A 13,662-nucleotide genomic window follows, 5' to 3' on the forward strand; every position below is an offset into this window, starting at 1 on the left:
TAAAAAGGAGAATTGTTTAGATGAGTAAAAGGAATTGGAAGAAGCCTATAAATACTATGTTAGCGGCAAGTTTAGTAGCGGGACTAGTAGTACCGGCAATACCTGCTACGGTAAGTGCTGCAACCAATGCAACTGACTTAATTATATCGGAGTATATGGAGGGGAGTGGCGAAAATAAGGCACTTGAGCTTTACAACGGAACAGGAAATGAGATTAATTTAAAAGATTATAAATTGGAACTTTACTCAAATGGATCACCAACAGTTAGTCAAACACTATCATTCGCTGAAACAGATAAAGTGGCTAGCGGAGCAATATATGTTTTAGTAAAAGATCATAGTAATACAGATGCATCTTTAAAGAGTAAGGCAAATAAATTAGACTCTACTGTTATCAATTTTAACGGTGATGATGTACTTGTTTTAAAAAAAGATAATGTTGTTATTGATTCTATTGGACAGGTTGGAAAAAGAATTAACTTTGGTTTGGATGTTACGCTAGTACGTAACAGCTCTGTTACAACGGGCGACAAAATTATTGATGACGCGTTCAACCCTTCAGTCGAGTGGACGGCGTTCCCTAAAGACGATTCATCCAATTTAGGTTCGCATACGATGGATGGTTCAACACCAGTAGATCCCGACCCTGATCCAGGAGAACCTGCGGAGACTATTTCAATCTCAGACGCTCGTGCTACAAAACTTGGTGAAACCGTTACAATCAAAGCCATCGTGGCAGCCAACTTGAAAAATACCATGTCAGTTCAAGATGCAACTGGCGGTATCGCAGTGCGGCCTTCAAGTTTAGCAGCAACAGTTGGGGATGAAGTAATACTTACCGGTACATTGGCAGAATTCAAAGGCCTCCTCCAATTGGATGCAGCTACAATCGTTGAAAAAACGGAAAATGTTGGTGCGCCGACTCTTAAAGTAGTAACAGGAGCAGAAGTCAACGAAGCGAATGAATCTCTTCTCGTGCAAACGAAACTTGTAACGTTAACTTCAGTGGATGCAAACTTTAATTACAAAGCGACAGATGGGACAACAGAATTTATTGTCCGTGATGAAAACAATGCCTTAGGGTTAGCGGTTGGTAACCAATATGAGTCAATTGCAGGAATTGTCCAACAATTCGATGCGGACTATCAAATCATTCCACGCTCACAGCAAGACATTGTCGCAGACAGCTCGGTTATCCAACCAGTCTTCGCGAATCCGGGAAGTGGAACATTTGTCGGAGGAACGACGGTAACATTATCAACTAGTACGGCGAATGCACAAATTCTTTACACAGTAGATGGTAAAGATCCAATCGGTAATGGTACTGAATACGGTACACCAATCGAAATTAAAGAAAATACGACACTTAAAGCAGTTGTGAAAGCTGAAGATGGATCACTCAGTGAAGTGAAAACATTCGACTATACCATTACGGATAGCCTCCAAATTCACGATATCCAAGGCGGAGGACATATGTCCACATTTGCGGATAAAACGGTTGAAGGAATAGAAGGAGTGGTTACCTACTCATTCACTTTAAGCGGTTCGACATACTATACTGTCCAAACGCCGGATGCATTAGCAGATGACAATCCAAATACCTCTGAAGCGATTCTCCTATACAGTGGTAATAGTTCTTGGCCAATCAAAGTGGGAGATTTAGTAGCTGTAAGCGGAAAAGTTACTGAATATGCAATCGATGGCTATGATGACCGACAAACAACTGACATGAAAACAACACAAATTAATGTTAGAAACGATCAAGGCGGGAATGTAACCGTTGTGAAGAAAGATGTAGCATTACCGGCACCAATTATTATTGACGAAAAGAACTTGCCAACAAAGCATATTGATAGCGATAATTTAGCAGTATTCAACCCAGACGTAGATGCAATTGATTTCTGGGAAAGCTTAGAAAGCATGCGTGTACAAGTTGGCGATGTGAAAACTGTAGCGCCACAAGATAATGGTGACCTTGTAACCGTACTTGAAAGTAAGAAAACGAACTCCTTACATGGAGGACTTCTATTAGAAGAAAATAACCAAAATGCGGACCGCATCCAATTTAGATTAGAGCCAAATGGAACGGCACGTAGCTTTGAAGTTGCGACTGGTGACAAATTCAGAGGACCAATTGTAGGGATAGTCGGCTATTCATACCAAAACTATAAAATCTATGCTTCATTGGATGAAATGAAAGCGAAACATTCAAAAGGAAGTGCAACACCCGAAAAAACAGCCATTGTAAAAGCAGATGATAAGGTAACGATTGCTTCTTACAACTTGGAAAACTTCTCAAATAATAAGAAGTCAACAACCGATGACAAGGCTAAGAAATTGGCAAGAGCTTTTGCTTCTGACATGCAAAGTCCTGATATTGTTGGGGTAACAGAAGTGCAAGACAATAATGGCCAAGATGCAGGAAACTCAGAAGCATCACAAAGTTATGAAAGACTGATTGCTGAAATTGTAAAAGCAGGCGGCGTGAAATATGAGTATGCCAATATCGACCCGGTTAACAATCAAGATGGCGGCGCACCAAATGCCAATATCCGAGTTGGATTCCTTTATAACCCAGCGCGAGTTACGTTAACAAAAGGTAACCCACAGGGAGATGCTATAAAGGCAGTTGAATATAAGGACGGAAAGTTAACGTTAAACCCTGGACGAATCGATCCTACAAACGCTGCATTTGCCAGTAGTCGTAAGCCTTTAGCAGCTCAGTTCGATTTCCAAGGGGAAAGCGTAATTGTTATTGCCAACCATTGGAATTCGAAAAATGGAGACACACCACTCTTTGGCTCACAGCAACCACCAGTTTACAAGAGTGAAGTACAACGCCATAAAATCGCAAACATCGTAAATGATTTTGTGAAGGATGTAAAATCACAAAACCCGAAGGCAAACGTCGTGTCTCTTGGTGATTTTAACGACTTCCAATTCTCTGAGACCCTAAAGATTCATGAGGGTGATACTATGACGAATATGATTAACAAAGTGGAAACAGCTGATCGTTACTCATACGTGTTTGGTGGAAATTCACAAGTATTGGATCACATTCTAGTTACCAATAATTTAGTGGATAAAACAGCTATTGATATTCTCCACATTAACGCGGATTTCACAGATATGGCAGGACGTGCAAGTGACCATGATCCAGTTCTCGTCCAAATTGACCTTGCAGGTGGAGATGTTGTGGTTCCAAGCGAAGCTGAAAAAGCATACAACATCAAAAATCTTAAAACGAAAAAATTAACGATTGGTAAACCAAGTGTTTCTGTTACACTCGATGATACCTCAGTTATCACAGATGGTATTGTATTTACAGGAGCTTATGCAGAATTCCATGGTATAGGTTTTGCAAAGACAGCAGTAACGATCAAACCAGTTGAGGCTGGAGCGATTATTGATTTCAAAGGCACGAAAGTGAAAGAAGTCACCATCGATGGCGCGAACGTAAACGAAGTTAGAGGCGCTGAAAAGATTCAAGACATTAAATTTATTAATGGTGCGACTAAGGACAACATTAAATTCACAAATGCGAAAGGGGAACCCATTGAGGTTCCTTCTTTGCCTGGTGGAAACAATGCACCGATTGTAAAGAAAGCTATTCCGAACCAAACAGTTATAGATGGAGAATCAATCTCCATCTTATTGACTGACCACTTCTCAGATCCAGAGAACGACAAGCTTACATTCGTGTCTACGAAGGGTACAATTCAAGGGGATTCATTACAACTAACGCTCCCTGAAGGTAACTATATTGTAGGCGTGACGGCTTCAGACGGGACCAAGTCCGTTACAGCTAGTTTTTCCGTAACGGTAACAGCCTCTGTTGAATTGCCAACAGATAACTATTACAAAGATGCGATTGGTAAAGACGGACAAGCGTTAAAAACTGCACTCCATGAAATAATTGATGACCATACAGAACTTACGTATACAAAAGCGTGGGAAGCACTCCGTGAAACAGATGAGGATCCAAATAATGTGAACAATGTTATCTTATTTTATTCCGGGGATTCACGCTCTAAAACTCGCAATGGTGGTAACGTCGGCGACTGGAACCGAGAACATACCTGGGCGAAATCTCACGGGAACTTCGGAACGAGTAAAGGACCAGGCACAGATATTCATCACTTGCGTCCTACAGATGTTCAAGTAAATAGTTTAAGAAGTAACTTGGATTTTGACAACGGCGGCAGCGCTGTAAAAGGCTGTAATGGCTGTTTCAAGACAGGTAGTTCTTTTGAACCACCCGATAATGTAAAAGGTGACGTGGCAAGAATTCTCTTTTATATGGCGACTCGCTATGAAAAGGGTGACAAAGTTGACTTGGAATTAAACGACAAGCTTAATAACGGAAGTGCGCCTTACCACGGAAAACTTTCGACTTTATTAAAATGGCATGCACAAGATCCAGTCGATGGATTTGAACGTAACCGAAATAATATCATCCAAAAATGGCAAGGTAACCGCAATCCGTTTATTGATCATCCTGAATGGGCGGAATTGATATGGAAGCAAGCTGCCTCAGCTGATATGCAAATTGCATCTTAATGCTAAATTATTATGTCTGACTCTATTTGGGAAACTACTCGAAATGTACTAGAATAGTGTGAGTAAAAAAGGAGGATTCAGCCATATTTACTTTGGCTGGATTTTTTACTGTGAATTATTAAAATCTAGTGAGTTGTCATAGCTGCACTTTGCTCAAGTACTCCAACAAATTATTTCATTCCTAAAGTAGTCAATCGGGCAAATCCTTATTCCTTTGCTATTTACGTTGGAGGTGGATAGAGCCTTAGTGGTCCAAAGCAACAACGACAAATTATTTGGTTAGTTGTACCTAAAATTTTGAATATATATTACAAGATAAAAGGTTTGACTATTCAAAATATATTTTTGAAACGGGTTGATTATCCTATAATGATTCTTTAGTATTAAGAGTATTGGCATGCTTTGATAGTCATGCTTGGATGAAGGGGAGGTAGAAAGAATTTGAGGAAGATGAGTTCGGTTTTATTTCGTATGATATGTATGGTGTTACTGGTTTTCACGACAATCGCTCCTTCAATTGCTGTGGCTGAAGTAAACAATGAGTTTGACATCGATATTAATGCTGGTTCAGAAAATAGAGATATTATCGATGCAAGTGATAATATCCAGTCAAAAAAACAGGGGGATTGGGAATATATTTTAAAGGAAGATAACTCAATAACAATAACCAGCTATTTAGGGAGCCAAACAATTGTTGAAGTACCAGCCATTATAGATGGGAAAGATGTAACACATATAGAAGGATATGATTATTCAACAATTACAGACATCACATTTCCAAGCACTATTGAATTTATAGATCAATCAATTTTCTATGGTGGCTTAGTTGAAAACATAAATGTAGACGTAAATAATAATCATTATAAAAGTGAAGAAGGAGTATTATTCACAAAAGACATGGAAAAACTTATTTCCTATCCTATGGGGAATTCCAAGATTAAGTACCAAGTTCCGCAAGGTGTAAATATAATAGAGTTTAACGCTTTTTCCACAACAATTTATAATGGAAGTACTGATTTAAAAACGATTGAAATCCCAAGCAGTGTTAGCTCTATTAAAGATATTCATTCCCTAGCGGCAAGAATAGCAAATATAGAAGTTCAACCGGGAAATGAAACTTATAAAAGTATTGATGGTGTTTTGTTTAATAAAGCAGGCGATGTATTAATATGCTATCCCTACGCAAATACTAGGACAGATTATTCCGTTCCGGAAGGTACAAAGAATATTTCAAATCAAGGGTTTTACGGAACATATGGTAAAGAGCATTATTTAACAAATTTAAACTTACCAGCATCTCTAGAAACTTTTCCTGCAGATTTTCAAATTGAGAAGTTACAGGGTATTCAAGTTGAACCAAATAGTTCGTACTTTACTAGTGTTGAAGGAGTTTTGTTCACCAAAAATATGCAAGTGTTAATTTCGTATCCAATGGGGAAAAAAGAAGAAAGTTATATTATTCCGTCTGGTGTAAAAGAAGTTGAATTCGGAGCGTTTTATGACATATATCAATTTCCAAGGCACTTATTAAAGGAAATAACGATACCTGATAGTCTCCAAGATTTTGGGGATAGTTTACATCAGGGCTGGGAAAATATATTTGTGGAAGAAAATCATACTAAATTGAAAAGTGTGTCCGGAGTATTATACAGTATAGACGGTAAAAGATTAATAAAGTATCCTCGCTTAAAACAAAGTGTGTTTTTTAGTATACCGGTAGGAACTGAATCAATAGAATCCTCGGCTTTTTTCAGCTGCAATTATTTGGGGAAATTAATAATACCAGATTCAGTTACTCTAATTGTACAAGATTCAACAAATTGGTGTGAAAATTTAACCGATGTTGTAATTTATAATAATAATATTGAGATTAAGGATTCTAACTTCCTTGGAAGAAAAGGTATAACAATATGGGGTTCTGAAGGCTCCACTTCATATACTTATGCTAAAGTGAACAATTTGAACTTTAGATTGCTGAATGAAAGCATGAATGCTGATTTAAGTAGTTTGACATTAAGTAGAGGTACCCAAGATATTATTTTTACAAGTGAAACTACTGAATATGATGCAAGTGTGGATAATGAAGTAAATAGCATAACCATAACACCTACCGCGGTAGAGCAGCAATCTGTAATTAAAGTAAATGATATAGCTGTATCCAGTGGTCTAGAGTCACAAGAAATAAACCTTGAAATAGGTAGAAATACAATAAGAGTAGAAGTAACTGCCCCGGATGGAGTTTCTACTAAAATCTACGCGATAACTGTAACAAGAACAGATTCGATGAAAGTTTTGGATAGCATAGCGGTAACAGAACTGCCGAAAAAAACGAAGTATAAAGTAGCGGAGTCACTGGACTTAACTGGGATAGAAGTAACAGCTATATACGATGATGAAAGTACAAGCATAATCGAATTGATGAACAATATGGTAACGGGCTTTGACAGTAATGAAGTCGAATCAGAACAGTTGTTAACCGTGACATATGAGGATAAGATAGCGACTTTCATGGTAGACATTTTGGCCGCTTCACAGACTGGTTCAAATCCAACTACTTGGCCAGTTGATAAAAACTTGACAGCTAGTGATACAACGAAAACTGTGACTACCCTTAGTTGGACACCGGCCGAGGATGACATCGGAGTAACGGGATACAGGATATATAAAGATGGATTACTGATTCACAATGTGACAGGAACTACAAATGTATATGAAGTAACCGAACTATCTCCAAATACCATTTACAATTTCCAGATCCAGGCAGGAAACGCAGCTGGAAACTGGACGACAAATGGTCCGTCAGTAGCGGTACTCACAAACGTAGATGGCTTAAGTGATAACGGATCCACTGGTACTAATGGTTCTTCAGGCAATTCAGGTAATGGCGGTTCTGTCACACCAAATCCAGTAACCCCGCCGGTTGTTCCAGATACTGCAATCGGAAAAGAAGTTATCGATCCTGTGACGGGCGATAAAACAGTGATCATTGGCGGAGAAAGTTTGGTAGATCAAATTAAAAATCAGCAACAAAAAGAAATTATCATCCCTCTATCTGCTAAACAGGATGAACTAGTAAAATCGCTAAGTGCCACCATCGATCAAGCAGTTCTGAAGCAAATAATCGACAGCAATAAGCCGCTTGCTATCACGGCAAACGGTGCGAAGATGCAAATATCGAATGAAACATTGAAGGCTATCGATGTGACAGATGGGGAAAGTATCAAAATTTCAGTTTCTGTATTGGAGGACACTGATAAGCTTCCAAAAATCAGCAAACGCCAAACACTATTATCTTCCCTTTACGACTTCAACATTGTCGTAACGAAAGAAACAAAGGAACGAAAAGTAATTAATTTCACGAAACCGATTACGATTACAATGAATATCGGACAAGTGAAAAACGCTGAAAAAGTAGCGGCATTTTATTTGAATGAAAAAGATAGCGGTTGGGAATACATTGGCGGAAATCTTGCCCGGGGAATGTTTACTTTCAGTACAACACACTTCTCGAAGTTCGCAGTACTCGAAAACGATAGGACGTTCAATGACATTCATAATCAGAAGGTTGAATGGGCGGCAGACTATATCGAAGTACTTGCATCGAAGAATATCATTCAAGGAAAGACCGAAGATACATTTGCACCAAGCGATGATATCACTAGAGCGCAATTTGCTGCATTGTTATCAAGGGCATTAAATCTTCCCAAACAACCATATGCTGCAACATTTTCCGATGTCTCGTCTACTAATTGGTCAGCACAAGACATCGAAGCAGCAAACCGTGTAGGCATTGTACAAGGGGAAAAAGGTGAATTCAAACCGAATGAAAAAATCACACGTCAGCAAATGGCGACCATGATCATCCGGGCAATTCAATACAGAGACCCGACGAGTTTAAATGATGTAACCAGCACCCTTTCGTTCAAGGATGCTTCCTTAATCAGTGACTATGCGAAAGAGTATGTCGGACTCTCTGCATCGCTCGGTATTATTAGTGGACGCGATGACAAAGGATCATTCGTCTTCGCTCCAAAAGAAAATGCTACGCGAGCGCATGCAGCAAAAATGCTTTATAAGTTCATAGAAATGGAATAAGAGTTTCCTATTCTGTTTTAAGTGCGTGCCTGTGCAACAATCGAATAATACGCTATTCCAAAATACAAAAGTCTAGCAACTGGTAGAAATATGATCCTGTGGAGAGAAATCTCTGCGGGATCTTTTTCTATTTTCTTTTTCTAAGAATGCTTCATGAAAGTTTGGGTACCAGTGCTAACCCAGTTTAGACAACTAGTTATCGTTGATACGGATTTAGTTTGTTGAATGGAGACAGACCTTTAATTTTGTAAAAGTACTATGCCTATTCAAGGTGTATATGAACTATAAAACAGCCATTATTCTTACAAATTATGCTATACTAAATTAATGTTAGAAATTTTTGATAGCACTATATCCTACTATAGTAACAGGTGAGAGTAAAGGTGATTTAAATGAAAATCTCAAACGGTCTTAACACATTGAACAGTTACAATAGAGTTAATGAGAGCATGATGAAAAGTATTCAAAAGCTATCATCAGGTAAGCAAATCAACAATGCCTCAAATAATGCAGCTGGAATGGCGATTTCTGAAAAGATGAAAGCTCAAATTAGAGGGTTGCAAAAGGCTGAAAAAAATATACAAGATGGAATTTCACTCGTTCAAACTGCCGAGGCAGGTCTTGGTCAAATTCAGAACCCGCATCTTATTAGAATGAGAGAACTTGTGATCCAAGCAGCCAATGGTACATTGACACTAGAAGATAAAAAGATGATTCAGAAAGAAATTGACCAAATAAAAGAATCCATTAATGGTATCGCAGAAAATACAGAGTTTAATACAATTAAGGTACTTAAACCGCCGACAGTTCTTTCTCCTGGCGGAATGCATGGAAAAGCAATTGACATCGTCTTCTTTATTGATGATTCTAGTTCGATGACTGACGAAATTGGACTTGTCAAAAGTGGAATCGGGGCATTTGTATCAAATTTAGCTCAATTTGGAGATGTGAAGGTTGGGACGGTAAGCGTAAATAGTGCCAAGCCCAATATTCAACTCCCCCTTCAAAGTAATCCGCAAACTGTTATTGATTATATGGATTCACATCATAATGCTGTTGCAGGATCAATCGCAATGTATGATGAAATTATGAACTATTCACAGGGCGGTTCTAAGGAAGGCAGTATGGGCTATCGAGCAGGAAGCGATAGGATTTTTGTCCTGCTCACGGATACAACGAATGAAGTGCAGAGCCAATATACTCCTGACACCATAAAAGCTCATTTAACGACGAATAATATTCAGTCCTATTTGTTTGGGATTCATTTTTCAGGAGACAAAAACTACTTTAGCGCGGATAGTTCCTATTCATTTGTCGATAAAATATACAAACCAGCAACCCCCGCAGATGTGGCTGAGAATATTACGCCCGGTCTCGCTGAAACAATCATTGAAGCATCTGATTTACGGGTAGAAACACAAAAACCAATAATACTTCAAGTCGGCCCGAATGAAGGACAGACAATAGTTATCAACCTGTTTGACAACCGTACAGCGTCCTTGGAAATTGATGCACTTACAGTGGAAACATACGACGAAGCAATGGATTCTTTGAACAGAATTGATAAGGCGAGTGACATAATTAGTGAGCGTCGTGGACTTTACGGGGCGTACCAAAACCGGTTGGAACATGCTCTGCGAAACGTGCAGAATTATGAAATGAACTTAACAAGTGCGCTTTCCCGTATAGAAGATGTAGATATGGCTGCAGAATCAACAGAGCTTGCCAAAAACCAAATTCTATTACAAGCTTCACAAGCGATGATTGCACAAGTTAACCAGATGAATCAAGGGGTATTAGAAATACTGAAATGACATTGGAGTTTTCTTGTGTTTTGTACGCTGCGCAGAATACTATTCTGACAATATAATACACTATAGTTTCATATTTAATAGATGCGAGATGGATAAACAAATAAATACTCAATCATTTATTTATATATAACTGAGTGAACTATTAGTCAACTTCATCTTGCACAAGGAAGAAGTTTTAGGGTACCTGGTTCTGATACAATTTCGCGTTGTGTTAGTGCCAGATACCTTTTTTGATGGAAAATAACGAGTGCTTGAAATGGAAATAATTTGACGAGTTAGGGGGCAGAAAAAACTATTTAAATTTCAGGTACTAGTGCGTGGTACTATATAGTCAATTAACTCCAATTACATATCTATTAGTTGAGGAGTAGAGAAATAGCTAATAAAATTTCAACCATGTACTAGTCGGAGTATTGATCAAATCAATGCTTCACTTCTTATAGATAAATGATTGTTTAGATAAATGAGGAAGGCATAAGGACATAGAAAAAGATGGATGAGTAGCGTTAAATAATAAAGAATAGTAATCTATGAATGGAATAAAGGAGATATCAACATTGGATCATCTAAACATTATATTAATAGGGTTTGCAGTACTTATTCTTTCATTAAGTGTTCTAATTTTTAACGTTGTAAAGGGGAAATATAAAGTCTCCTTAGGGATGATCTCATTAGTAATTATTGGCGTTGCTTTCATTATCGCAGGATTCGTACTGCCTGATTCGAAGGAAAAGATGCTAGTGAGTGGAGATGCAGCTAGTAGTAATGGAGTAATTAATTATAAAGAAGCAACAAGTAATGAAACATCAAGTAACGAGTCTACACGCGATAAAACAGCAGGTTATGTAGCAATAAATGATGATTTAATCATTAATGAATCAGATCCTTTACGGATTACTAGGGCATTGGTTGAGCTAGAGATGTCAAAGCAAGTTGGGTTAAAGGAATGGCGTATTACAGAAAATAATATGACTTCTGATCAAAATGTTTTTAATATCGCAGACTATGACAAACCTGTAGGAGACATGAGAAAAGTATGGATCGAAGGGAATATAAACGCAACTGTCGAAGATGATGGTACCAATGGAAATATCGGATATGACCTGGAACTTTATCAAATGCGAGGTGATACCACTTGGTATGTTGGCAAACATTGGGGTGTCTTAATAGACCTTAATGTAACAGCGAAACCAAAAGTAGAAGAAAATCTGAAGTACCATAGTAATAGTGATGAAATGATTATAGATGAGGAGACAGGTGGCCTTTCTAGTGTCGAGGTTCCCGAGTATGGCACAGTAGATAATGTATTCAAATCAGACAAATCGGCATTTGCAGAAAGTGACTTAATGGGAGCATGGCATTGGAGTGAATTAGATGACTTCTACATGATCCTAAGAAACGATTACACCTATAGCTATATTGAAAAAGGTGTAGGATTTGTTTCTGAAGGAGCCTATACAGTAGATCAGTTTGACGACCACTTTCAGGTGAAAGTGCACTATACCACTGGCGAATATGACAGTGTCATGATGATTAAATTAATTGACAAAAATCATCTTAAGGGTAATGAAGATGGATTCAGCTGGGAAGCTTCGAGAGTGAATCTTTCAGAAGCGGAAGATACCTTAAACAGTTTTAAGTGAAGGTGAGTGGCGATGGGATTTTTTAGTTTACTTTAATAAATGCAGGACTTCAACAGATTGTACGACTAAATATAGAGCAAGTTAATGAACTTGATTTGCCAGTAGGGTAGGGGATTGAATATGGATTGCACTCATTGTGGGGGTTCGGTTGTTGAAAAAGATCAATTTTGTGGGACTTGTGGAAATAACCTGTTGGGCAGTAATAGGGAAGCACCTAGTGAGACAGAAGCGCCGGACTTATTGAAAGCTTTTGTGGGCGAGTATAAAGAGTCGTATTATTTTGGGAAATGGGCAAAAAACGAACGACGATCATGGAACTGGGCCGCTTTTTTTGCTACGTTTTTCTGGCTTGGTTATCGGAAAATGTATACGCATGTACTAGTGATACTGCTGTTTTTTATTACAGCTGACGTAATACACTATTTGGTAGGAGCCGCTACCAACCGGTTTGACTCATATGTCGGCCTCGGTATTGCAGCGGCCCTTGGTATTGGTGGCAATTTTGAATATAAAAAGTTTGCTCAAAGGGAAATCAATAAATTAGAAAAGCGCTTTTCAGGTGACGAGCTTCTTGAGAAAGTACGAAAACGTGGTGATAGTAGTTGGAAAGGTTTTTGGTTAACGCTTTTGTTGTTTATCGGGTATGTAGGGATTTCTGCGGTTTTAGAATCGGTCGTATATTCTTATACCGAGGGAGAGAGTAACGTAGAATTGACAACTTATACAAGTGAAGATTATGGGATTTCATTTGATTATCCAATTAGTTGGAACAATTTCATAGAGATTAGTCATGGAACCTGGGAAAGTAATTCGGAGGCAACAATCGATGTTAGTTATTTAAACCACTCGAAAGAAATTGAACAATACGTATTTAGCATTATTATGTATGGTGAAGTTTTAGAGGAAGGTTACTGGGAAAATAGCGATGAAATATACATAACCAATGATGGTGAAAAAACCTACACGATGGCGATTGCTGATGAGGCAAATGAAGAAATGCATGACCCGTTAAATCAAGAGGACTTGGATTTTGTGTCTACTATGATACTTGAGTTGGATTTTGTTGTAGATTCATTTCGGTTTGAATGAGTAGGTAAGATAAGGATTTGTGCCAAATAAAAGATCTGTTGTTTTCGATTTAACGGTTAAAATGGAAAGTTCGAGCTGTAAACAATTATGTCTTCTCTGAGGGGAATTAGTGTAGGTACTCATTAGCGTTGCGAGCTTGATGTACCAACGATTCTTGTAGGTATCCAAAGGCCCTATAGTATTGATTGAAGACGCCCTCCATTTGATCACAGTAAATGATCAGCTGGAGGGCGTCTTTCGCTGTCCATGATTGTGTGGGTACCGGTAGACTCGTGCAATTAAAATTAGCGTGGTCATTCAACGAATCTCCTCGAAGTGTCCAACGAAATCCGAAAAGCTTCCAACCAACCGCCGAAAGTGTCCAACCAACAGGGGAGTGTGCAACAAAACCCTCGAAGTGTCCAAGGAAACTAGAAAAGCGTCCAACCAACCGCCGAAAGTGTCCAACCAATCTCTAAAAGT

At 38.5% G+C, this 13,662-nt stretch carries 5 protein-coding genes; all 5 read left to right on the forward strand.

The window, feature by feature from the left end:
- Positions 1 to 20 precede the first annotated feature (20 nt).
- Positions 21 to 4,559, forward strand: coding sequence for an endonuclease (locus I2484_RS16920; RefSeq protein WP_207152242.1), 4,539 nt, complete (start codon positions 21 to 23; stop codon positions 4,557 to 4,559).
- A 450-nt stretch (positions 4,560 to 5,009) separates the two neighbouring features.
- A complete protein-coding gene (locus I2484_RS16925) occupies positions 5,010 to 8,654 on the forward strand; it encodes an S-layer homology domain-containing protein (RefSeq protein WP_255551539.1) in 3,645 nt (1,214 codons plus the stop codon).
- Between the two features lie 392 nt (positions 8,655 to 9,046).
- Entirely contained in the window at positions 9,047 to 10,468 is a 1,422-nt protein-coding gene (locus I2484_RS16930; RefSeq protein ID WP_207152244.1) for a flagellin, read from the forward strand.
- A gap of 557 nt (positions 10,469 to 11,025) precedes the next feature.
- The gene (locus I2484_RS16935) at positions 11,026 to 12,111 is read left to right on the forward strand and encodes a hypothetical protein (RefSeq protein WP_207152245.1); all 1,086 of its coding nucleotides are present in this window, start codon (positions 11,026 to 11,028) and stop codon (positions 12,109 to 12,111) included.
- Between the two features lie 120 nt (positions 12,112 to 12,231).
- On the forward strand, positions 12,232 to 13,200 hold the full coding sequence (locus I2484_RS16940; RefSeq protein WP_255551540.1) for a DUF2628 domain-containing protein: 969 nt from the start codon (positions 12,232 to 12,234) through the stop codon (positions 13,198 to 13,200).
- Positions 13,201 to 13,662: the final 462 nt, after the last annotated feature.

The organism is Sporosarcina sp. E16_8 (assembly GCF_017347095.1).
In the GTDB taxonomy this organism is placed as follows: domain Bacteria; phylum Bacillota; class Bacilli; order Bacillales_A; family Planococcaceae; genus Sporosarcina.